The organism is Rhodococcus sp. AB351 (genome assembly GCF_049538275.1).
GTDB lineage: Bacteria > Actinomycetota > Actinomycetes > Mycobacteriales > Mycobacteriaceae > Rhodococcus.
In genome coordinates, this window is the sequence record NZ_JBMVFW010000005.1 from 181,891 (window position 1) to 204,207 (window position 22,317).

Consider the following 22,317-nt stretch of genomic DNA (forward strand, 5'->3'; position numbering starts at 1 on the left):
GGTGTCAGGCGCGCCGATCACCGCTGGTCGTCCGGTGCGCGGAAGGCCTGCGTGGCCTCCTGGTCGCCGGTCGCAGTGGTCCCGGTCTCCTCGCGACGTTCCGTGCCCGTCGTGTCGTCATCGGACACTGTGCCGTCCGCCCGGGTGACTGTGCCGTCCGCCCGCGTGTCGGTGTGGTCCGTCGGGTCCTGAGCGCCGTGCGGTTCCTGAACCGGATACTGCTGGGTCGGCTGCGCACCGGTGTACTGCTGTCCGCCGTACTGCTGGGCACCGGGATACTGCGCTCCCCCGCCGTACTGCTGGGCGCCCGGGAACTGCTGTGAACCGGGGAACTGCTGGGCTCCGCTGTACTGCTGCCCGCCGTACTGCTGCGCGCCCGGATACTGCTGGGACCCACCGTACTGTTGCGACCCCGAGTACTGCTGCGCTCCGGAGTACTCCCCCGAGGTCTGCTGTCCGGGATACGCCTGGTGGCCGGGATGGGGCGCACCGAACTGGGACTGCCCGCCGGTGACTCCCTGCTGCGCGCCGTAGGGCTGGCCGTATCCCTGCGGGCCGTAACCCTGCGGCGAACCATAACCCTGCGGCGCCCCGGAGCCCTGGGGCTGACCGGTTCCCGGACCGGTCCCGAATCCCTGGTACTGCCCGGCGCCCTGCGGCGAACCGAAGGAGCTCCGCTCACCCGACCGGCCGGACACAAGGATGCCGAGGCCGAACAGCAGCGCGACGAGCGCCAGCGCGAACTGCAGGAAACCGAGGACGAGGATCGTCACGCCGCCCCACGCGATCCCGGTGTCCTCGGGCAGATGGAACAGCTGGAACAGGGACGTCACGAAACCGACGCCCGACGCCGCGACGGCCACGGCACGCAGATCCTGGCCGGGGAGCAGCGACAGTGCCGCGCTCACACCGCCGAAGAGCAGGAAGGCCAGCGGCACGACGGCGAAGCCGAAATCGAAGGACGTGAGCGCCACCTGGGAGCCGAAGGTGATGTTCACGAAGGGTGTGAGGCCGAGCAGGAAGTTCACGGCACCGAGCACGGCCACCGCGAGTGGCAGCAGCAACGGCACCACCTTGCTCTGGGCGGATGCGCCTGCGGGGAATGTCATCGATTCTCCTGCCGTCGATCGGTGTGTGTCGGTCACTCGTCCTGCAGTCAACAGCCTAGGGACTACCCGAGAGAATGGGGTCCATGCCGCACACTCTCGCCCCGGGCCCCGACGTCGTGGTCGAGACGGAGGTGAAGCACTCGCGTTTCCTCGCGGCGGTTCGTCGTGTCGACACGGCCGACGCCGCGCTCGCCTTCGTCGACGAACAACGCCGACTGTATCCCGATGCCCGACACCATTGCTGGGCGTTCGTGGTGGGTGACGCCCCGTCGGCACGCGCCGAGCGGTCGAGCGACGACGGGGAGCCGGGCGGCACGGCCGGTATCCCGATGCTGCAGGTCCTGCACCACCGGGATCTGGTGAACGTCGCGGTGGTGGTGACCCGGTGGTTCGGGGGGATCAAGCTCGGCGCGGGCGGGCTGGTGCGCGCGTATTCGGGTGCGGTCGCGACGGCATTGGACGAGGCGCCTCTCGTCGAGCGCAGGCAGCAGGAGAAGTTCACCCTCGCGATCGATCACGGCGAGGCGGGTCGCGTGGAGGCGGAACTGCGCGGGCGCGGGGTCGCGGTGCTCGACGTGGCCTATGCGGACCGGGTCGTCTTCACCGTCGCGGGGCGTGAGCGGAGCGAACTGGAGGGCTGGGTGGCGTCGTTGACGTCAGGGGCGGGCGAACTCGAACCCGCGGGAGTCGACTGGATCGACATCTGACCGGATTTACGCCGGAAAAAGCGCGTGCGCGCCTCCCGATGGCCGGAGCCACCGGAAGGCGCGCACGGAAGGCGACGCTGCTGTCAGAGCGACTGCAGGATCTCGCGAGCGAGCGCAGCGGTCTCGGACGGCGTCTTGCCGACCTTCACGCCGGCCGCCTCGAGAGCGTCCTTCTTGGCCTGAGCGGTGCCCGAGGAGCCCGAGACGATGGCGCCGGCGTGGCCCATGGTCTTGCCCTCGGGAGCGGTGAAGCCCGCGACGTAGCCGACGACCGGCTTGGTCACGTTGGCCTTGATGTAGTCGGCTGCGCGCTCCTCGGCGTCGCCGCCGATCTCGCCGATCATGACGATGACCTTGGTCTCCGGGTCCTTCTCGAACGCCTCGATGGCGTCGATGTGGGTGGTGCCGATGACCGGGTCGCCGCCGATGCCGATGGCGGTCGAGAAGCCGTACTCGCGCAGCTCGAACATCATCTGGTAGGTCAGGGTGCCCGACTTGGAGACGAGGCCGACCGGGCCCTTGCCGGCGATGTTCGCCGGGGTGATGCCGACGAGCGCCTCACCCGGGGTGATGATGCCGGGGCAGTTGGGGCCGATGATGCGGGTCTTGTTGCCCTTCTGGACGTTGTAGGCCCAGGCGTAGGCGGAGTCCTGCACGGGGATGCCCTCGGTGATGACCACGAGCAGCGGGATCTCCGCGTCGATGGCCTCGACGATGGCGTCCTTCGAGAAGGCCGGGGGAACGAACGCGATCGAGACGTCGGCGCCGGTCTCCTTCATGGCCTCGGCGACGGAGCCGAAGACGGGGAGCTCGACGGGGTTGCCGTCCTTGTCGGTGTGCGAGACCGTCGTGCCGGCCTTGCGGGCGTTCACGCCGCCGACGACCTGGGTGCCGGCCTTGAGCATGAGCGCGGTGTGCTTGGTGCCCTCGCCGCCGGTGATGCCCTGGACGATGACCTTGGAATCCTTGGTAAGGAAGATTGCCATTGTTCTGTGTGTCCCTTTACTTCGCTGCGAAGGCGAGTTCGGCCGCCTTGTCGGCAGCCTCGTCCATGGTGGCGACGACCGTGACCAGCGGGTGGTCGGCCTCGGCGAGGATGCGGCGACCCTCGTCGACGTTGTTGCCGTCGAGGCGGACGACCAGCGGCTTGTTGGCCTCGTCGCCGAGGATCTCGAGGGCCTTGACGATGCCGTTCGCGACCGCGTCGCACGCGGTGATGCCACCGAAGACGTTGACGAACACGCTCTTGACCTGAGCGTCGTTCAGGATGACGTCGAGACCGGCGGCCATGACGGCTGCCGAGGCGCCGCCACCGATGTCGAGGAAGTTGGCGGGCTTGACGCCGCCGTGCTTCTCGCCTGCGTAGGCGACGACGTCGAGGGTCGACATGACCAGGCCGGCGCCGTTACCGATGATGCCGACCTCGCCGTCGAGCTTGACGTAGTTGAGGTCGTTCTCCTTGGCCTTGAGCTCGAGGGGATCCGTGGCGTCCTTGTCCTCGAACTCGGCGTGGCCGGGCTGACGGAAGTCGGCGTTGGCATCCAGGGTGACCTTGCCGTCGAGGGCGAGGATCTGATCGTCCGGGGTACGGACGAGGGGGTTGACCTCCACGAGGAGAGCGTCTTCCTTGACGAAGACCTCCCACAGCTTCTGGATGGTCACGGCTGCGGCGTCGAGGACCTCGGCGGGCAGGTGGCCCTTCTCGGCGATCTCACGCGCGAACGCGAGGTCTACGCCCTTGACGGCGTCGACGGGGACCTTGGCGAGGCGCTCCGGCTTGGTGGCGGCGACCTCTTCGATCTCCATGCCGCCCTCGACCGAGCACATCGCCAGGTAGGTGCGGTTGGTGCGGTCGAGCAGGAAGGAGATGTAGTACTCCTCCGCGATGTCGCTGGCCTCGGCGACCAGGAGCTTCTTGACGATGTGACCCTTGATGTCGAGGCCGAGGATGTTCTCGGCGTGGGTCTGCGCGTCGTCTGCGGTGGCGGCGTACTTCACGCCACCGGCCTTGCCGCGGCCGCCGACCTTGACCTGGGCCTTGACCATGACCGGCTTGCCGATTTCCTCCGCGATCTCGCGGGCACCGGCGACAGTGTCGGTAACACGGCCGGCCGACGTCGGCACGTCATGCTTGGCGAAGAGTTCCTTCGCCTGATATTCGAAGAGATCCATCTGCTCACCGTCTCGTCTGCGTTCACGCCCGCTCCGGGGTATCGAGCGGGTCGTTTCGGACTCTAGTTTCTCGGCCGGGCCGCGGATCACGCGCGGCAGTCCCATGTGGCACAGGTCACGCGCGCGTAGGTCCGGGAACGACTTCGCAGTTCCCCTCCCGGAACGTGGCGGACGCCACGTTCGAGCGGAGCACTCGGTTCAGAATGACAGGTACCCACTCGCCCTCCGACACCGGATCCCACGCTGCCGCGACGCAACGGACTCGTGACATGTCGGAAAACAGTGTTTGGGACGCCGACCGCTGGGGCATGTCCCAATTTGCCCCGGTTTGCACTGTGATGCCACTCACATAACGTCCGCCGGACGAACTACGGCTTGCCACCCCCGCGATCGCTTCGTTACCGTCGCCTGGTCGAAGTAACGATGAGGTCACGAACGGAGGATGGCGATGCGCTCTGGTAACCCGAGTGCCGAGAGCCGAACCCGCCGTCCCGAATCGGCACCCGAAGACTGGAACGCCTGGGAAGCCGCCACGATGGACTTCCGCAACACCGGCCCCGGTCCCGAGCCCACCTACTACTCCGACTCCTTCGGCCACGCCGTCCGCGACGACCGCTTCGCGCAGGATCGTCCCGACGAGAGCACCGACGTCACCGCTCCCGCGTCCCGCGGTGGAGCCCATCGACTTCCCACTCCCCCCACCGCCCTCAAGGGCCGCGCCGCGGTCTTCGCGGTTGCCGCAGGCGCCGTGGTCGCCGCGGGCCAGGCCGCAGCCAACGGTGGTCCGGGACAGAACACCGAGCACTCCGAGGTCGCTCTCGCCGCCGGCGAAGCCGATTCCTCGATCATCACCGCCACTGCAGTGCCCCAGGCCGCGCAGTTCGCGCCGAGCGCCGACGCCGAGCCGTCGCAGGCCCCGCAGGTGCTCAACATCGCCGACCCGAACGACCTGTCGCAGTTCTCGAATCTCCTGGCCAAGGGCCAGCGGTTCAGCGAGGAACGCGCTGCGCGCGAGGCCGCGGCCCGTCGCCCGCTGTTCGTCCTCCCCGCCGTGGGGTCGTTCACCTCGAACTTCGGCGCCCGCTGGGGCACCCTCCACGCCGGCGTCGACATCGCAGGCCCCATCGGCACCCCGATCCTCGCGGTCGCCGACGGTGAGGTCATCGATTCCGGTCCGGCCTCCGGCTTCGGCATGTGGGTCCGCCTCCTCCACGCCGACGGCACCGTCACCGTGTACGGGCACATCGACCAGTCGCTGGTGACCGTGGGTCAGCACGTCATGGCCGGCGACCAGATCGCCACCATGGGCAACCGCGGCTTCTCCACCGGCCCGCACCTGCACTTCGAGGTGCACCTCAACGGCGTCGACAAGATCGACCCCGTTCCGTGGCTCGCCACCCGCGGTATCGCCCTCGGCGTCCAGCGCGACTGACCGACCTCGCCGCCGTACGTTGGGCACTGCGTCCCGTTCCACCCTCTTGCCCGTTTCGGCGCGGACCCGCTCCTGCGTGCGAATCCGCGCCTGCCACAGGCTTTCAGGGCATCACAGCTTGATCATCGGCACACCGCCGACGAGCATCAACCGCACCTTGCCGGCACTGCCGAAGTCGATCACGACGGTGGCCGTGGGGCCCGAACCCCGGGTTTCGAGAACCGTTCCCAGACCGTACTTGTCGTGGCTGACGCGGTCGCCGACGTCGAGCACCAACTGGTTGTTGCGTCCGCGCGCCGCACCGAAACTCGGTGTGCCCGACGAACCGCGCCGCTCGCCCGCACCGAAGCGCGAACCGGTGCCCGAGCCGATCGCCTGACCACGCGCGGGTGTGGGCTCGAGGCGCCGCCAGTCGATGAGATGCTGCGGAATCTCTTGTAGGAAGCGGGATTCCGGATTGGTGAGCGGCTGACCCCAGGACGACCGCAGCACGGCACGTGTGAGGTAGAGACGCCGCCGCGCGCGCGTGATGCCGACATACGCGAGTCGCCGTTCCTCGGACAGTTCGGCGGGATCACCCAGGGCGCGCATGTGCGGGAACTGGCCGTCCTCCCAACCGGTGACGAAGACGACCGGGAACTCGAGGCCCTTCGCGGTGTGCAGCGTCATCAGCGTGACCACGCCGGCCTCGCTCTCCGGGATCTGGTCGGCGTCGGCGACGAGCGAGACCTTCTCGAGGAACGCCGCGAGCGAGCCCGGTTCGGGATCCCCCTCTTCGCGCTCGTCGTCGACGATCCCGGCCGAATTGCGGACGTCGGCACTGAATTCCCTTGCCACGCTGACGAGTTCGTGGAGATTGTCGAGACGGGCACCGTCCTGCGGATCGTCGCTCGCCGACAACTCGGCGCTGTACCCGGTACGTTCGAGGATCGCCTCGACGACGTCGCCGATGTCGACCATGTCGTTGCCGTCGGCGTCGCTCGCGACGAGCATCGCCCGCAGGCCGTCCATCATCTCGACGAAACCGGCGATCGCCTTCTGCGCCCGCGTGTTCAGCAACGCGACCTTGCCGGCTGCGGCGTCGGTGAGGGCCTGCCCGAAGCTCACACCGAGCCGCTCGGCGTGCACCGCCACGCACGCCTCGGCGCGATCGCCGATACCGCGGCGAGGGGTGTTGAGGATGCGGCGCAGGCTCACCGTGTCGTCGGGGTTGTCGAGCACCTTCAGGTACGCGACGACGTCGCGCACCTCCTTGCGCTCGTAGAACCGCACACCGCCGACGACCTTGTAGGGCACACCGTGCCGGATGAAGACGTCCTCGAACGCGCGGGAGGCGTTGTTGGTGCGGTAGAACACCGCGATGTCGGAGTAGGTGGTGTCGCCGCCGTCGACGAGCCGGTCGATCTCGGCGGCGACGAACCGCGCCTCGTCGTGCTCGTTGTCGGCGACGTAGCCGGTGATGAGTTCGCCCTCGCCCGAATCGGTCCACAACCGCTTCTCGCGGCGACCCGTGTTCTTGGAGATGACGGAATTGGCCGCCGACAGGATGTTCTGGGTGGAGCGGTAGTTCTGCTCGAGCAGGATCGTCCGCGCCTGCGGATAGTCGCGCTCGAACTCCTCGATGTTGCGGATCGTGGCGCCGCGGAAGGCGTAGATCGACTGGTCGGCGTCGCCCACCACGCACAGTTCGCTCGGGGAGACTGCGGATTCCTCCTCCGGATCGCCCACGAGGGTGCGCACCAGCACGTACTGCGCGTGGTTGGTGTCCTGGTACTCGTCGACCAGCACGTGGCGGAACCGGCGCCGGTAGTACTCGGCGACCTGCGGATGCGCCTGCAGCAGCGCCACCGTCTCGCCGATGAGGTCGTCGAAGTCGAAGGCGTTCGCCGTGCGCAGGCGCTGCTGGTAGTGCGCGTAGACCCGGGCGACGACACGGGTGAGTTCGGTGGCCGCCGAATCGGTCTCCGCCTCGTGAGCGGCTTCCTCCGGCCCGATCAGTTCGTTCTTCAGGTTCGAGATCTGCGTGGACAGCAACCGGGCGGAGTACTTCTTGCTGTCGAGTTCGAGATCCTTCGCGATCATCGTGAGCAGACGACGGGAATCGTCGGCGTCGTAGATCGTGAAATTCGAATTCATGCCCTGGAGCAGACCCGCCTGCGCGCGCAGGATCCGGACGCAGCTCGAGTGGAAGGTCGAGACCCACATCGCATTCGCGCGCGGCCCCACCAGGGCCGCCACCCGCTCGCGCATCTCGGCCGCGGCCTTGTTGGTGAACGTGATTGCGAGCACCTGACCAGGGGCGACGCCGCGCTCGGCCAGTAGATAGGCGATGCGGCGCGTGAGCACCGCAGTCTTGCCGGAGCCCGCGCCCGCGACGATCAGCAGCGGGGCCCCTTCGTGCGTGACCGCTTCCCGCTGCTGCGGATTGAGCCCTTCGAGAAGAGCATCGGATCCGGGACGGGAGTGTGCGAGCGCGACGGGAGTGTTCATCGTTTCACCAAACTACCGGACCGCTCGGACAACGGATCCGAACCACGAAGTCGATCAAGCCGAGTGGCAGGGCCTACAGGGTGAGTGGCAAACTGGAGGCCATGTCTTCTGTCCTTTGCAGGCTCGGATCGAGTTCCGGTTGTCGCTGTCGATTCCCGACTGCCGGCCCGACCCGATACCGGTAACAGCCGCTCCCATACGGGCGATCCATCAGAGCAGATGCGAGGAGACGACATGAGCACGCACATCGATTCTTCCCTTTCCGGCGAGCCGGGCCAGGCGAACGCCGGAACACCGGCCGAGGCCGACGACACCGGAGTGCCCACCGAGGCCGAGATCGAGGAGCTCCGCAAGGAGATCGATCGTCTCGACGCCGAGATCCTGGCCGCGGTCAAGCGGCGCACCGAGGTCTCCCGCATGATCGGGCGTACCCGGATGGCGTCCGGCGGCACCCGTCTCGTGCACAGCCGCGAGATGAAGGTCCTCGAGCGGTTCAGCGAACTGGGCCAGGAAGGCCACACCCTGGCGATGCTGCTGCTCCGCCTCGGGCGTGGCCGCCTGGGTCACTGACGGCGGGGCCGTCCGAGTCACTGACGGCGGGGCCGTCCGGCCCATCGCTGAGTTCCCTACTGCAGGGCGATGTACTTGGTCTCGAGGAATTCCTCGATGCCCTCGGTACCACCTTCGCGTCCCAGCCCGGAATCCTTGATTCCGCCGAACGGGGCGGCGACATCCGAGACGACACCGCGGTTCACACCGACGATGCCCGTTTCGAGCGCGTGCGACACGCGCAGGGCCCGGTCGAGGTCGCGCGTGAAGATGTAGGCGGCGAGCCCGTAGCGGGTGTCGTTCGCCGCCGCGAGCGCTTCCTCCTCGGTGTCGAAGCCGGTGACGGCCGCGACCGGCCCGAACACTTCTTCCTGCAGGATGCGGGCCTGCTTGGGCACGTCGTCGAGGACGGTGGCCGGGTAGAACCATCCCGGGCCGTCCGCGGGTTCACCGCCCAGTCGTACCGAGGCACCCGCCGACACCGCGTCCTGCACGAGTTCGATCACGGTCTTCTTCTGGTTCTCGTTGACCAGGGGGCCCAGCGTCGCGTCGGGGTCCGTTCCCGGTCCGAGCTTGTACGAGGCCATGCGCTCGGTGAGCTTGGCGACGAAGGCGTCGCGCACCGAGTTGTGGACGTGGAAGCGGTTCGCGGCCGTGCAGGCCTCTCCCCCGTTGCGCAGCTTGGCTGCCACCGCACCCTCGACCGCTGCGTCGAGATCGGCGTCCTCGAAGACGACGAACGGCGCGTTGCCGCCGAGTTCGAGCGAGGTGCGCAGCAGCGAACGACCGGCCTTCTCGGCGAGCATGCGCCCGACCTCGGTGGAGCCGGTGAAGGTGAGCTTGCGCAGCCGGGGATCCTCGAGGAGCGGCCCGGTGACCTCACCGGCATGCGAGGACGGCAGCACCGACAGGACCCCCTTGGGCAGTCCTGCCTCGTCGAAGAGTTGCGCGAGCAGCTGGATCGTGAGGGGTGTCTCGGACGCGGGCTTGACGATGATCGTGCACCCGGCCGCGAGGGCGGGACCGATCTTGCGGGTTCCCATCGCGAGCGGGAAGTTCCACGGCGTGATGGCCAGGCAGGGACCGACGGGTTGTTTCGTCACGAGAACGCGTCCGGTGCCGGCCGGGGCGGGCGTGTAGCGACCGGCGATGCGGACCGCCTCCTCGGAGAACCATCGCAGGAATTCGGCGCCGTAGGTCACCTCCGATCGGCTCTCCGGTAGTGCCTTGCCCATCTCGAGTGTCATAAGCAGCGCGAAGTCGTCGGCGCGCTCGGTGATCTTCTGCCAGACCGCTCGCAGCAGTTCGGCGCGTTCGCGCGGCGGGGTCGCTGCCCATTCCGGACCGGCCGCGACGGCCGCATCGAGGGCCCGTAGGGCATCGCCGGGCGCGGCATCGGCGACTCGGGTGAGTTCGTCGCCGGTCGCGGGATCGTGGACTCCGAAGGTGGCTCCGTTCTCGGCCGCCACCCATTCACCGCCGAGGAACAGGTCGGTGGGGACGGACCGAATCAGTTCTGCAGCATCCATATGCCCCATCATGCGCGCCGCGGTCGCTCGCTGTGGGAAACCGAGGGATCCCTTCGTCACACCGGGCACAGTCACACCGGGCACGGTCACATCGGGGGGCACGGTCGCATACCGGGCGCACCGTGTCGGGGCGCACTACTGTCGACGACATGAGCGACGTAACCGCAACGGCACCGTGGAAAGCTCTGGAAGACCATCGCGACCGGCTCGAATCGGTGTCGCTGCGGCAGTTGTTCACCACCGAACCCGACAGGGTCTCGGCGTTGACGGTCCGTGCCGGGGATCTGGTGATCGATTGCAGCAAGCAGCGCCTCGACACCCCCGTCCTGCAGGCTCTGCTCGAGCTCGCCGACACCGCCGGAATCGCCACCGCTCGGGAGGCGATGTTCTCGGGGGCGCACATCAACGTCACCGAGGACCGCGCGGTGCTGCACACCGCCCTGCGCCTACCCCGCGAGGCGGACCTGATCGTCGACGGGGTCGATGTCGTCGCCGACGTCCACACCGTGCTCGACCGGATGGGCGAGTTCACCGACCGCCTCCGCACCGGGGCTTGGCGCGGCGCCACCGGGCAGAAGATCGCCACGGTCGTCAACATCGGCATCGGCGGCTCCGATCTGGGCCCGGCCATGGTCACCCGCGCCCTGCGCCGTTTCCACGAGGGCCCGGCGGCGCGGTTCGTCTCCAACGTCGACCCCGCCGATCTGACCGCCGCCCTGGCCGACCTGGACCCGGCCACCACCTTGTTCGTCGTCGCGTCGAAGACCTTCTCCACCCTCGAAACCCTCTCCAATGCCACCGCCGCCCGGCGGTGGCTCGTCGACGCCCTCGGCGAGGACGCCGTGGCGAAGCATTTCGTCGCCGTGTCGACCCATACGGAGCGGGTGGTCGAGTTCGGCATCGACCCGGCGAACATGTTCGAGTTCTGGGACTGGGTCGGCGGGCGGTATTCGGTGGGTTCGGCGATCGGCCTGGCGGTCATGTGCGCGATCGGCCGCGAGCGGTTCGGCGAGTTCCTCGCCGGCATGCACGCGATCGACACCCACTTCGCCACCGCGGCCCCGGCACAGAACGCACCGTTGCTGGCCGGGTTGATCGGGGTGTGGAACGCGAGCATCCTCGGCCACCGGTCGCGGGCGGTGGTGCCCTATGCGCAGGATCTGGCGCGGCTGCCGGCCTATCTGCAGCAGCTGACCATGGAATCGAACGGCAAATCCGTGCGCGCCGACGGCACCGCGGTCTCGTGCCCGACCGGGGAGGTGTTCTGGGGCGAACCCGGTACCAACGGCCAGCACGCCTTCTTCCAGTTGCTGCACCAGGGCACCGAGATCGTGCCGGTCGATTTCCTCGGCCTGGCCCGTTCCGGCGACGACCTGCCCGCCCGCGACGGCACCACCAGCATGCAGGTGCTGGTGCTGGCGAACATGTTCGCCCAGGCCAAGGTCCTCGCCTTCGGCCACGATGCCGACGAGGTCCGCGCCGAGGGCGTCGACGAGACGTTGGTGGCGCACAAGGTGATGCCCGGCAATCGGCCGTCGACGACGATCCTCGCCCCGGAACTGACCCCCTCGGTGGTGGGGCAGATCATCGCCTTCTACGAACACCAGACCTTCGTCCAAGGCGTCGTGTGGGGGATCGACTCGTTCGATCAGTGGGGCGTCGAACTCGGCAAGACCCAGGCCACCGCCCTGCAAGCCGTGCTCGCCGGCGACGACACCCCCGATACCGGCGACGCGTCCACCGACCACCTGATCGAGATCTACCGCCGCCTGCGCGACGGAGCCTGACCGCGCCCTGCCCGAGACGTCAGGCAGCCTTCGGATCGGACCAGGCCGTAGTGGTCCGGACCCGTCCGTGCGTGTCGACGAGACGCGCCGGCAGGTCGTACTGCTCGAGCCAGGACAGGGCTCCGATCCCCCGCTGCAACGCCGTCGCCGCGGCCGCATCGGCCCACACCGCGTCGGGAGCGATGACGCTGACGAGACGCCACCGCTCTGGATCGGCGACGTCGCTGGCGTGCGACGCCATCGCCGATCCGGCCGGCAGTTCGACCGAGCCCCGATCCGGGAGCGGCACCTGCCATCCCCCGGCCGGCGCGTGCCCCGCGGTGGCCATGACGTCGCCGATGCGCACGAGCGCCCCGCATTCGAGCAGGTTCGCGACGAGCGTCGCGGAGTAGTCGACGGTGTCGGCCACGGCCGTCGCGCCGAGCTCGAGGCTCACCCCGAACGGGGCGAGCACGATGTCTCCGTCGATCTGCACATCGCGGAAGGTGGGGATGGGGTGGATCGGTGGGATGGCTCCGGCGTCGACCGCGGCGTCGTCGGAGTCGACCGGGGTGACGGCCCCGCCCGTCATGCGGGCCGCCCACAGCGCCGACCGCACCATGGACGCCAGTCGGGGGCTCATCGTGACCGGAGTGCCCTGCGCGAGGTTCACGGAGTGGATCTCGGCGTCGCCCCGGCGGCTGTCGCTCACCGCCTCGGACTCGGCGACGACGCCGCGCACGATCATGCGGGCACGGTGCAGTGCATGCGGCTCGGTCACCGCGAGTGCGATCTGCCGACCCCACTCCCACCATTCGTTGCTGCCGATCATGACGGGCTCCACCCGTGGTCGATTCCTCGCAGGACGTATTCCAGTATGCCCGCGACCTGCGACAGGTGACAGCGCCGCAGAATCGGACCCGCGCCGTCAGATCCGGTCGAGGATCGCGGCGGTGTCCACGCCGGTCGGCAGTGTGCCCATCGCGATGCCCCAGTCGTCGTCGAGCCGGCTGCGGCAGAAGGCCTCCGCGACGGCGGGATGCCCGTGCCGGACGAGCTGCGCGCCCTGCAGGACCAGGGCCATGAGCTCCACGACCCGCCGTGCCCGGTACTCGGCGTCCTCGAGGTCGGCGAGCTCCTTGCCCACCCGGGCGATGGCCGAATCGAGCCGCGGATCGGCGCCTTCCGCAAGTCGGACCTCGGTGAAGAACGCCTCGACCGTGTCGGGTTGGCGGGCCATGGCGCGCAGCGCGTCGAGTGCCGCGACGTTGCCGGATCCTTCCCAGATCGACATGAGCGGCGACTCGCGATACAGCCGCGGCATGCCCGATTCCTCGGCGTAGCCGTTGCCGCCGAGACATTCGAGCGCTTCGGCGGCGACTGCGGGCGCCCGCTTGCACACCCAGTACTTGGTGACGGCCAGCGCGATGCGGCGCAGGGCGGCTTCCTGCTCGTCCCCGGCGGCGCGGTCGGTGGCCCCGGCCAGGCGCATCATCATCGTCGTCGCGGCATCGGATTCGACGACGAGATCGGAGAGGACGTTGCGCATGAGCGGCTGGTCGACGAGCAACGCGCCGAACGCCTTCCGGTGACGGGCGTGATGGACCGCGCGCAGCGTCGCGACCCGCATGTTCACGGCCGAGCCGATGACGCAGTCGAGTCGCGTCATGTTCACCATCTCGATGATGGTGTTGATGCCGCGGCCTTCCGGGCCGACGAGCCAGCCGATCGCGTTCTCGTACTCGATCTCGGACGAGGCGTTCGACTTGTTGCCGAGCTTGTCCTTCAGTCGCTGGATGCGGATGGCGTTGCGGGTGCCGTCGGGCAGGACGCGCGGGAGCAGGAAGCACGACGGCCCGTGCTCGGTCTGCGCGAGCGTGAGGAACAGGTCGGACATCGGCGCGGACGTGAACCACTTGTGCCCGACGATCGTGTACGAGCCGTCGGCGTTGGGGGTCGCGGTGGTGGTGTTGGCGCGGACGTCGGAACCGCCCTGCTTCTCGGTCATCGACATCCCGGCGATGAGACCGAGCTTCGTGGAGGGTTCGCGCAGCCCGAAGTCGTAGTGCGGCGCGGCCAGCAGCGGCTCGTAGCGCTCGGCGAGTTCGGCGTTGTGGCGCAGGGCCGGGACCGCAGCGTAGGTCATCGAGATGGGGCACATGTGCCCGGCGTCGGTGTGCCCCCACACGTAGAACTTCGCGGCGCGGGCGACGTGCGCGCCGGGACGCGGGTCGCGCCAGGGTGCCGCGTGCAGGCCGTTCTCGACGGCGACGGTCATCAGGTCGTGCCAGTGCGGATGGAACTCGACCTCGTCGACGCGGTGACCGCAGCGGTCGTGGGTGTGCAGCACGGGCGGGTACTCGTTGGCGAGCCGCCCCCAGTCCTGGGCACGGGCGGTGCCGGCGAGCGCGCCGAGTTCGCGGACCTCGTCCTCGGCCCAGCTCGCGCCCTCGCGTCGCAGTCCTTCGAGCAGGGCCGCATCGTCGGCGGCCGGGTACGGCTCGAGATCCGGTACCTGGTTGAACACCTCGTGGGTGGCGGGGAAATTCACGGCTTCACTCCTGAGTCGTTCCGGAAGGCAGGTGCCCCGCCGCTCGCAGTGCGAGGGCGACGAGGTCGGGGACGGTGGATCCGGCCGCGCTGTCTCGAAGGCGACCGTCGGCCGCGCCGGGCAGACGGCCGGTGAGCACCTCGCCGACGGCCCCGACGAGCGCGGCGGCGGTGAGTTCGACATCCTGTTCGGGGAATTCACCGGTCGCGATGCCGTGGCGCACGGCGTTCGCGAAGGCCGCCGCGAAGGCGCGGCGCAGCACGAGCCGTTCGGCGTCGACCGCGACGTCGACCGGTTCGGCGAGCAGCGCGTAGGCGAGGGTGGGATTGCGCAGAGCACGGCGGGAGAAGGTGTCGACCACCGCGCTCACCCGGTCGGCTCCGGATCCGGTTGCGGCCGCGGACGTCACGGCCTCGACCTCCCGTTCGCACAGTTCCCGGAAGATCCGCACCACGAGATCGGACTTGTCGACGTAGTGCCGGTAGACGCTGCCGGTGGCGACACCGGCCCGTTCGGCGACCGCCGAGACGGACAGTCCGCTGTACCCGCGTTCGCTGAGCAGAGCGACCGCGGCGGCAGCGATCGCCTCGCGCTGTGCGTCGAGTCGCTCCTGCACTGCGGGTGTCCGCCGGTACGCCACACCAAGGATTGAACCTCGGTTCAGTGCTTCGGTCAACGGTCGGCGCTACGGTCGGGATTGTGAATCGCCTGAGCGTCGTGGACGAGATGTTCCTCCACCGCCACAAAGGAACCGGCCTGCCGTCGGTGATGCAGGGTCTGTGGCGCACCGACGAGACCGTGGACGCGACCCTGTTGCTGTCCCTTCACGACGTACTGTCCGAAGGCCCGCTCGGTCGCCGCGTGGTCCGTCCCCGTGTTCCCGGCGCACGCCCCCGGTTCGAACCCAACACGCACGTCCATCCGCTGCGCTATCCCGCGACCCCCATCCCCGACGAGGAGCTCCTCGATTGGGCCGACGAGCACGCGAACGTGAACGTCGATCCCGAGCTCGGTCCCGGCTGGGCTCTCGCCGCGACCCGCCTCACGAGTGGCGGCACCGCACTGTCGATCGTGTGCTCACATGTCCTGACCGACGCGCGGGGATTCGTCCGCGCGGTCGCCGACGCGCTCGCCGACCGGCCGCGACGACCCGACCCCGGTCGCCATTCCGATCTGCGCGATGCGATGCAGCTGTTCCGGAAGGTCGGCAGCGGGCTGCGCCGCGTGAAGTACACGCCCCGCACGGAGAAGCCACCCGCGCCGCAGACGGTGCGCTCGCGACCGCGCACCGCGCTCGTCGACGTCGACGCGGCGCAGTGGAAGGCCGTCGCCGCCGCGGAGGACGGCAGCCCGAACGCCCTGCTGCTCGCCGTGTCCGCCGGTGTCGCGCGACGCGCCCGGATCCCGTTCCCCGTGCGCATCTCCGTTCCGGTCGACGACCGGAAGGACGGAACCGTCTCCAACGGCGTGTCGATGGTGGGGATCTCCGTCGACGACGGCGACACGCTCGCCTCCATCCGCGCCAGCGCCGCGCACGCCTACTCGCAGCCGCGGGAAGGAGCGCCGCACAACATGCCGGCCGAGATCCTGCAGCTCCTCCCCGACCGCCTCGCCGCCCGTGTCGCGCGAGGTGCGGGCGAGCGGGACCTGTTGTGTTCCAACATCGGTGCGGTGCCCCGCGAACTCACGACACTGGGCCCGTACCGCACCACCGGGATCGCGATGCGCGCGATGCACCCGGGTCTCGACACCCGGCCGGCCCGCACCGCGACCCGCCTGTCGGTCTACGCCTGCCACACCGACGAGCGGTACACCCTCGCGTTCGTCGCCCTCGACGAGGAGCGCTTCCCCGACACCGCGACGCTGCGCACCTACGTGCTGGCCGAGCTCGCGGACCGGGGACTCGAGGCCCACTCCTGGTGACGCCGACGGTGGAGGCGGCGGCTACCGTGACGCGCCGTCACGTACAGTGCGGAGCATGACGCCCGAGACCCACGTCACATTCGCCGACGGGACCGTCCGCGGCACCCGGCTCGGCGACCTCCTCACCTGGCGCGGCATCCCCTACGCCGCTCCCCCGGTCGGGCCGCTGCGGTTGCGCGCCCCGCAACCGGTCGAGCCCTGGACGGGGGTGCGCGATGCGACACGGTTCGGCAATGCCGCCCCACAGCGTCCGCGCTACGCCGAGACCGGGCGTCGCGGAGTGCGCGTGCGTCCCGACGAGGACTGCCTGACCCTCAACGTGCTCGCCCCCGCAGGTCGTGTCCACGCGCCGCGACCGGTGATGGTGTTCATCCACGGCGGCGCGTTCACCCTCGGCACGAGTGCCCTGTCGGTCTACGGCGGCGAGTCGCTGGTCCGGCGCGGCGACGTCGTCTACGTGTCGATCAACTACCGCCTCGGATCGCTCGGCTATCTCGACTTCGGGTCCTTCTCCACCGACGACGTGCGTTTCGATTCCAATCTCGGTCTGCGCGACCAGGTGGCGGCGCTCGAATGGGTGCAGCGCAACATCGCGGCCTTCGGCGGCGACCCCGACAACGTGACGATCTTCGGCGAGTCCGCCGGCGGCACCTCGGTGACGACCCTGCTCGCGACCCCCGCCGCGCGCGGACTGTTCTCCGCCGCGATCGCGCAGAGCCCGGCGCCGAATCTCGTCGTCACCGCCGACCGCTCGGCCGAATGGGGCCGCAAGTTCGTCGAACTGCTCGGTGCCGATCCGGATACCGCCGCTCGGGCGCTGCTCGACGCCTCCCCCGTCGAACTCGGGCGGGTCGGATCGCGGCTCGGGGCGCAGGTGCTGCGCGCGACCCCGGGTCTGCATCCCTTCGGCCCGGTCGTCGACGGCGATTTCGTTCCGCTCCAGCCGCTCGAGGCGTACGAGACGGGCGCGGCACATCCCGTTCCGCTCGTGCTCGGGACGAACGACCGCGAAGGTGCGCTGTTCCCGAAGTTCCTCGACGCGCTTCCGACGAACCCGCGGCGGATCGACGCGCTGTTCGCCGCGACCGATCCGGAGGCGAAGGATCGCATCACGGCGGTCTATCCGGGATATCCGGACGAGCGTGCCGCGATCGATCTCGGCGGCGACCTCACCTTCTGGTATCCGTCCGTGCAGATCGCGCAGGCACATTCGCGTTTCGCGCCGACCTTCATGTACCGCTTCGATCTCGCGCCGCGACTGCTGCGGTGGACGGGCTTCGACGCGACGCACGCGGTGGAGTTGCTCGCCGTCTTCGACCAGACCGACGAACCGCTCGGCCGGGCGCTCACGGCGCTCGGTGGGCGACGTGGTCTGCGGAGGGTCGCCGGGTCGATGCAGCGCCAGTGGCTGAACGTGGCCCGGCACGGTGAACCACTGCCGTCGTGGCCGCGCTACGACGAGAAGGACCGCGCAACAGTGATTTTCGACGAGGTCACGCGCATCGAGCACGATCCGCGCCGCCAGCGCCGACTCGCGTGGGAGGGCTACCGCGGGTACACCGCTCCGGCACCTGTGCAGTAAGCGTCGCTACTCGACGCGTGCAGTGAGCGCCGCTACTTGGCGACGGTGAGCAGGAAGGCGACGTCCTCGATGGCGCTGACGCTGTGCCGGACCAGCGGGATGATGATCATGTCGCCGGCCGAGCCCTTCCACACGTCGTTGCCGGCGACGAGCTGGAGCTGGCCCGACAGCACCTGCAGGGTCGCCTCGCCGGGGCTGTCGTGCTCGCCGAGTTCGTGGCCGGCGAGCAACGCGACGACGGTCTGCCGCAGGTGCTTGGTATGCCCACCGAAAACCGTCTGGGAGCTGCGTCCGCTGCTGGACGCCGCTGCGAGTTTGAGCTGCTGCCGTGCCAGGGCGGTCAACGAGAGCTTGTCCATGTACCGCAGTATCGCTCAGATGCCGCCGCGAGAACTCAGCTTCGCGCGTACCGGATCCAGCGGAACCTGATTCCCTTGGTGGAGGTCATCCATTCCCCGGCCTCGGCCACCCACTCGGCGCCGATCGGGGGTGCGGTCGCATCTCCTGCGACGTCGAGGTCCACCTCGGTCACGAGCAACTGCGTCGCGAACGGCATCGCCTGCGCGTAGATCTGGCCCCCGCCCATCACGACGACCTCGTCCTCACCGGCGAGCGTCAGCGCGTCCTCGAGGCTCATCGCGGTCTCCGCGCCCTCGGCCGACCACTCGACGTTGCGGGTGACGACGATGTTCCGGCGGCCCGGCAGCGGCCGGAACCGCACCGGGAGCGAATCCCAGGTGAGCCGGCCCATGATCACCGGCTTGCCCATCGTGGCGTCCTTGAAGAACACCATGTCCTCGGGGATGTGCCACGGGATGGTGTTGTCGCGGCCGATCACCCCGCCGCGTGCCTGGGCCCAGACGAGGGTGACATCCCCCATCAGACGGCCACCGGCGCCTTGATCGCCGGATGGTGCCGGTAGCCGACGACCTCGACGTCCTCGTAGTGGTAGTCGAAGATCGAGTCGCGCGGGTGCAGCTTCAGCGTCGGGTAGGGATACGGCTCGCGGGTGAGCTGTTCGGTGACCTGCTCGATGTGGTTCGAGTAGATGTGGCAGTCGCCGCCGGTCCAGATGAACTCTCCCGGCTCGAGTCCGGTCTGCTGCGCGACCATGTGGGTGAGCAGCGCGTAGCTGGCCATATTGAACGGCACACCGAGGAACATGTCGGCGCTGCGCTGGTAGAGCTGGCAGCTGAGCTTGCCGTCGGCCACGTAGAACTGGAAGAAGGCGTGGCACGGCATCAGTGCCATCCGGTCGAGCTCGGCCACGTTCCACGCCGAGACGAGGATGCGCCGTGAGTCGGGGTTGCTGCGCAGGGTCTCGATCACCTGGCCGATCTGGTCGATGTGCTGCCCGTCGGGGGTCGGCCACGAGCGCCACTGCACGCCGTAGACCGGGCCGAGGTCACCGTCGGGTGCGGCCCACTCGTCCCAGATCGTCACGCCGTGCTCCTGCAGCCACTTGACGTTGGAGTCGCCGCGCAGGAACCACAGCAGTTCGTAGACGATGGACTTCAGGTGCACCTTCTTCGTGGTGATCAGCGGGAAGCCCTCGGACAGATCGAAGCGCATCTGGTGGCCGAACAGGCTCCGCGTGCCGGTTCCGGTACGGTCGGCCTTCTCCGCGCCGGTCTCGAGGATCAGGCGCAGCAGGTCTTCGTAGGGCGTCGACACAGTCACGAGCGCAGTCTATCGGGGGCTCGAAGGTGTCCGTCGCCACCCGCGAACGGCCCGGCGACCGTAGCCTGTTCCCATGCCCGAGCTCCCCGAGGTGGAAGCACTTGCGGTGTTCCTGCGCGAGCACGCGGTCGGCAGCGTCGTCGGACGCATCGACGTCGCGGCGCTGAGCGTGCTGCAGACGGCCGACCCGCCGATCACGGCGCTGCAGGGACGCGACATCACCGGAGCGGCGCGCTTCGGCAAGTTCCTCGCGATCGACTGCTCCGGGCTGCATCTGATCACGCACCTGTCGCGCGGCGGCTGGTTGCGCTGGCTCGACGAACCGTCGCAGACTCCCCCGAAACTCGGTCGCGGTCCGCTCGCCCTCCGCGTGCACCTGTTCGCCCCCGACGCGACGACACCGGCCTTCGATCTCACCGAGGCCGGCACGAAGAAACGCCTCGCGGTCTGGGTCGTCGACGATCCGCAGCAGGTGCCGGGCATCGCCCGCCTCGGCCCAGATGCACTCGCCCTCACCCGCGACGAGTTCGCCGAGCTCCTGACCGACAGCACCTCGCGTCTCAAGACGCTGCTCACCGATCAGAAGGTTCTCGCGGGGATCGGCAACGCCTACTCCGACGAGATCCTGCACGTCGCGCAGCAGTCGCCGTTCGCGGCGGCCGGCAAGCTCACCGACGACGAGGTGACCACGCTGTACGGGACGATGCGGTCGGTGCTCACCGACGCCGTCACCCGCTCGGTCGGGCAGGACGCGGCGCGCCTCAAGGGAGAGAAACGGTCGGGGCTGCGCGTGCACGGGCGTACCGGCGAGCCGTGCCCGGTGTGCGGCGACACCGTCCGCGAGGTCTCCTACACAGACCGCTCGTTCCAGTACTGCCCCACCTGCCAGACCGGAGGGAAGGTCCTCGCCGACCGGCGGATGTCCCGCCTGCTGAAGTAGCGTGCGCGCCGTGCAGGCCCGTCCCCGTCTCCGCGAAGAAGTGCGCACCCTGGCGCCGGGTTACTTCGCCTTCGTCATGGCCGGCGGCATCGTCTCCACCGGCCTCCATCTCCGCGGTTTCCACTTCGCATCGGCCGCGCTGCTGATCGTGTCCGTGATCGGATACGCGACGCTCGTGGCCATGTCGGTGTGGCGGTTCCTCGCGTTCCGCGACGAGGTCCGCGCCGATCTCGCCGATTCCGGGCGGGCGTTCGGCTTCTTCACCTTCGTCGCGGGCAGCAACGTGCTCGGCGTACGGCTGATGATGGACGGCCGGCATTCCACCGCGGCGGTGCTGCTCGCGGGCGCGGCGGCGACCTGGCTGGTACTGGGATATGTCGTCCCGTGGACCGCCGTGCTCGGCACGGCGGAGCGTCCCGTCCTCGCAAAGGCCAACGGGACGTGGTTCATCTGGGTCGTTGCCAGCGAATCGGTGGCCATCGCCGCGGCCACGCTCCAGCCCGTCTACCGCGAACTCGACCGGCTCCTCGCCGCCGTCGCGGTGTTCACCTGGGGTGTGGGCCTGTTCCTGTACGCGGCGGCGGGCATCTTCGTCGCGGCGCGGATGCTGCAGTACCCGCTGCGTCCCACCGACCTGACCGCACCGTACTGGGTGTCGATGGGAGCGTGCTCGATCACCGTCGTGGCGGGCTCACGCATCGTCGAGATGGACGACGCCCCGATGGTGGACGCGACCCGCGGACTGATCGCGGGCCTCGCCGTCGTCATCTGGGCCTTCGCGACGTGGCTGCTGCCGCCTCTCGTCGCGGCCGGTTGGTGGCGTCACCGCGTCCATCGGGTGCCGCTGACCTACGACTCGGCCCTGTGGTCGATCGTCTTCCCACTCGGCATGTACGCGGTCGCGGGGATGTATCTGGGTCGCGCCGACGATCTGCCGCTGGTCGGGGCGATCGGTGCCGCCGAATTGTGGGTCGCGGTGGCGGCCTGGGTCGTGGTGTTCGCCGCGATGCTGCACCGCATGTGGGTCCGGCTCACGCGGCCGGTCGAGCGCGACCGACCGTGACCGCCCGCGCGCGGGCACGCCCCATCTCGCCGTACCAGCGGACGGCGAGCACGACGGCCAGGGCCACACCGACCACGTCGCCGCCGTAGTACATCAGCTGGGCACCCGCCTGCAGATCGGACGCGGCGAACATCGTGCCGGGAGGTGACTGCGCGTACAGCGTCTTCGCCAGCACTGCATGAGCCGCGCCGGCCACGAGCAACACCACCGCGAGATGCGCGAGACCGTACCGGCGGCGGAGCGGATCGAGGCGGCAGATCGCGACGGTGAACAGCATCCCGGCGGCGAAGACGTGCAGGTGGACGACGGTCGCGACGAGCGGGTCGTCGTGCATGGCAGCGAACAGCGGCGTCCGGTAGAGCACCCACAGCCCACCCATGTCCAGCACGGCCGCGACGGCCGGCGCCGTGAGCAGTGCGGCCGGTCGCGAATGCAGCACGGTGAGCAGACCCGCACGTGCGCCTCCCACCGGGACGGTCCTCAGCAGCAGCGTCATCGGCCTGCCCAGCACGATCAGCAGGGGTCCGACCATCCCGACGAGCAGATGCCCGGCCATGTGCGCGGTGAACGGACCACCGGACAGAGGGAACACCGCCGCCGTGCCGAGAGGCAGCACCGCTGCCGTGCCGAGAGGCAGCACCGCTGCCGCAGCGACGGCGCCGGCACCTGCGGCGACACTCGCGTCACGCCACCACGGCCAGGCGTCGCCGCGTCGACGCAGCCGCACGGCCGCTCCGATGTACAGCGCGACGGCCACCGCTGCCGCGAACAGAACGACGAGAGCGAGCGCTCCCGGTCCCGCCTGTGTCGGATGGTCGTGCACC

At 69.3% G+C, this 22,317-nt stretch carries 20 protein-coding genes; 8 read left to right on the forward strand and 12 right to left on the reverse strand.

Annotation, left to right across the window (positions count from 1 at the left end):
* Positions 1–17: 17 nt before the first annotated feature.
* Complete coding sequence (locus ACPCXD_RS13235) at positions 18–1,109, reverse strand: DUF5336 domain-containing protein (RefSeq protein ID WP_160873853.1); 1,092 nt, start codon at positions 1,107–1,109, stop codon at positions 18–20.
* A gap of 83 nt (positions 1,110–1,192) precedes the next feature.
* Here ACPCXD_RS13235 and ACPCXD_RS13240 point away from each other — a divergent pair, with 83 nt between their 5' ends.
* On the forward strand, positions 1,193–1,816 hold the full coding sequence (locus tag ACPCXD_RS13240) for an IMPACT family protein (RefSeq protein ID WP_160873852.1): 624 nt from the start codon (positions 1,193–1,195) through the stop codon (positions 1,814–1,816).
* A gap of 83 nt (positions 1,817–1,899) precedes the next feature.
* Here ACPCXD_RS13240 and sucD read toward each other — a convergent pair whose 3' ends face one another.
* Together sucD and sucC are read right to left on the reverse strand one after the other, a co-directional pair.
* Complete coding sequence (gene sucD, locus ACPCXD_RS13245; RefSeq protein WP_006553762.1) at positions 1,900–2,802, reverse strand: succinate--CoA ligase subunit alpha; 903 nt, start codon at positions 2,800–2,802, stop codon at positions 1,900–1,902.
* A gap of 16 nt (positions 2,803–2,818) precedes the next feature.
* Positions 2,819–3,988: an ADP-forming succinate--CoA ligase subunit beta gene (gene sucC, locus ACPCXD_RS13250; RefSeq protein WP_016693408.1), complete on the reverse strand. Its 1,170-nt coding sequence runs from the start codon at positions 3,986–3,988 to the stop codon at positions 2,819–2,821.
* 442 nt (positions 3,989–4,430) lie between these two features.
* Between sucC and ACPCXD_RS13255 the strand changes: the two genes are divergently transcribed.
* Positions 4,431–5,420: a M23 family metallopeptidase gene (locus ACPCXD_RS13255; protein WP_390889806.1), complete on the forward strand. Its 990-nt coding sequence runs from the start codon at positions 4,431–4,433 to the stop codon at positions 5,418–5,420.
* A gap of 111 nt (positions 5,421–5,531) precedes the next feature.
* Here the strand turns inward: ACPCXD_RS13255 and pcrA are convergent, their stop codons facing one another.
* Positions 5,532–7,910 carry a DNA helicase PcrA gene (pcrA, locus tag ACPCXD_RS13260; protein WP_160873851.1) on the reverse strand — a complete coding sequence of 793 codons (2,379 nt, stop codon included), beginning with the start codon at positions 7,908–7,910 and terminating at the stop codon, positions 5,532–5,534.
* 234 nt (positions 7,911–8,144) lie between these two features.
* Here pcrA and ACPCXD_RS13265 point away from each other — a divergent pair, with 234 nt between their 5' ends.
* The gene (locus tag ACPCXD_RS13265; protein ID WP_016693405.1) at positions 8,145–8,480 is read left to right on the forward strand and encodes a chorismate mutase; all 336 of its coding nucleotides are present in this window, start codon (positions 8,145–8,147) and stop codon (positions 8,478–8,480) included.
* Between the two features lie 56 nt (positions 8,481–8,536).
* Here ACPCXD_RS13265 and ACPCXD_RS13270 read toward each other — a convergent pair whose 3' ends face one another.
* A complete protein-coding gene (locus tag ACPCXD_RS13270) occupies positions 8,537–9,988 on the reverse strand; it encodes an NAD-dependent succinate-semialdehyde dehydrogenase (protein WP_026061403.1) in 1,452 nt (483 codons plus the stop codon).
* A 149-nt stretch (positions 9,989–10,137) separates the two neighbouring features.
* On the opposite strand from ACPCXD_RS13270, the gene pgi reads away from it, so the two are divergent.
* Positions 10,138–11,775 (forward strand): glucose-6-phosphate isomerase, encoded by a 1,638-nt coding sequence (gene pgi, locus ACPCXD_RS13275; RefSeq protein ID WP_423659886.1) that lies wholly within the window; start codon positions 10,138–10,140, stop codon positions 11,773–11,775.
* 19 nt (positions 11,776–11,794) lie between these two features.
* Here pgi and ACPCXD_RS13280 read toward each other — a convergent pair whose 3' ends face one another.
* From ACPCXD_RS13280 to ACPCXD_RS13290, 3 genes are all read right to left on the reverse strand, one after another.
* On the reverse strand, positions 11,795–12,586 hold the full coding sequence (locus ACPCXD_RS13280) for an FAD:protein FMN transferase (RefSeq protein ID WP_423659888.1): 792 nt from the start codon (positions 12,584–12,586) through the stop codon (positions 11,795–11,797).
* Positions 12,587–12,682: 96 nt separating this feature from the next.
* Entirely contained in the window at positions 12,683–14,305 is a 1,623-nt protein-coding gene (locus tag ACPCXD_RS13285) for an acyl-CoA dehydrogenase family protein (protein ID WP_160873848.1), read from the reverse strand.
* Positions 14,306–14,309: 4 nt separating this feature from the next.
* A complete protein-coding gene (locus ACPCXD_RS13290) occupies positions 14,310–14,945 on the reverse strand; it encodes a TetR/AcrR family transcriptional regulator (RefSeq protein ID WP_160873847.1) in 636 nt (211 codons plus the stop codon).
* A 59-nt stretch (positions 14,946–15,004) separates the two neighbouring features.
* Between ACPCXD_RS13290 and ACPCXD_RS13295 the strand changes: the two genes are divergently transcribed.
* The gene (locus ACPCXD_RS13295) at positions 15,005–16,228 is read left to right on the forward strand and encodes a hypothetical protein (protein WP_160873846.1); all 1,224 of its coding nucleotides are present in this window, start codon (positions 15,005–15,007) and stop codon (positions 16,226–16,228) included.
* A gap of 55 nt (positions 16,229–16,283) precedes the next feature.
* Positions 16,284–17,810, forward strand: coding sequence for a carboxylesterase/lipase family protein (locus ACPCXD_RS13300; RefSeq protein WP_423659890.1), 1,527 nt, complete (start codon positions 16,284–16,286; stop codon positions 17,808–17,810).
* A 32-nt stretch (positions 17,811–17,842) separates the two neighbouring features.
* Here ACPCXD_RS13300 and ACPCXD_RS13305 read toward each other — a convergent pair whose 3' ends face one another.
* Genes ACPCXD_RS13305 through ACPCXD_RS13315 form a run of 3 tightly spaced genes read right to left on the reverse strand, consistent with a single transcriptional unit; the run spans position 17,843 to position 19,490 of the window.
* Positions 17,843–18,169 carry a cupin domain-containing protein gene (locus ACPCXD_RS13305; RefSeq protein WP_016692188.1) on the reverse strand — a complete coding sequence of 109 codons (327 nt, stop codon included), beginning with the start codon at positions 18,167–18,169 and terminating at the stop codon, positions 17,843–17,845.
* 35 nt (positions 18,170–18,204) lie between these two features.
* On the reverse strand, positions 18,205–18,690 hold the full coding sequence (locus ACPCXD_RS13310) for a dihydrofolate reductase (protein WP_301846197.1): 486 nt from the start codon (positions 18,688–18,690) through the stop codon (positions 18,205–18,207).
* Entirely contained in the window at positions 18,690–19,490 is an 801-nt protein-coding gene (locus ACPCXD_RS13315; RefSeq protein WP_301846196.1) for a thymidylate synthase, read from the reverse strand. The genes ACPCXD_RS13310 and ACPCXD_RS13315 overlap by 1 nt, the downstream gene beginning before the upstream one ends.
* A 73-nt stretch (positions 19,491–19,563) precedes the next feature.
* Here ACPCXD_RS13315 and ACPCXD_RS13320 point away from each other — a divergent pair, with 73 nt between their 5' ends.
* Both ACPCXD_RS13320 and ACPCXD_RS13325 read left to right on the forward strand, forming a co-directional pair.
* On the forward strand, positions 19,564–20,430 hold the full coding sequence (locus ACPCXD_RS13320; RefSeq protein WP_088897741.1) for an Fpg/Nei family DNA glycosylase: 867 nt from the start codon (positions 19,564–19,566) through the stop codon (positions 20,428–20,430).
* A 1-nt stretch (position 20,431) separates the two neighbouring features.
* Positions 20,432–21,493: a tellurite resistance/C4-dicarboxylate transporter family protein gene (locus tag ACPCXD_RS13325; protein ID WP_186455325.1), complete on the forward strand. Its 1,062-nt coding sequence runs from the start codon at positions 20,432–20,434 to the stop codon at positions 21,491–21,493.
* On the opposite strand, the gene ACPCXD_RS13330 is transcribed toward ACPCXD_RS13325, so the two are convergent.
* Positions 21,462–22,316: a cytochrome c oxidase assembly protein gene (locus ACPCXD_RS13330; RefSeq protein WP_145693419.1), complete on the reverse strand. Its 855-nt coding sequence runs from the start codon at positions 22,314–22,316 to the stop codon at positions 21,462–21,464. The genes ACPCXD_RS13325 and ACPCXD_RS13330 overlap by 32 nt on opposite strands.
* Position 22,317 lies beyond the last annotated feature (1 nt).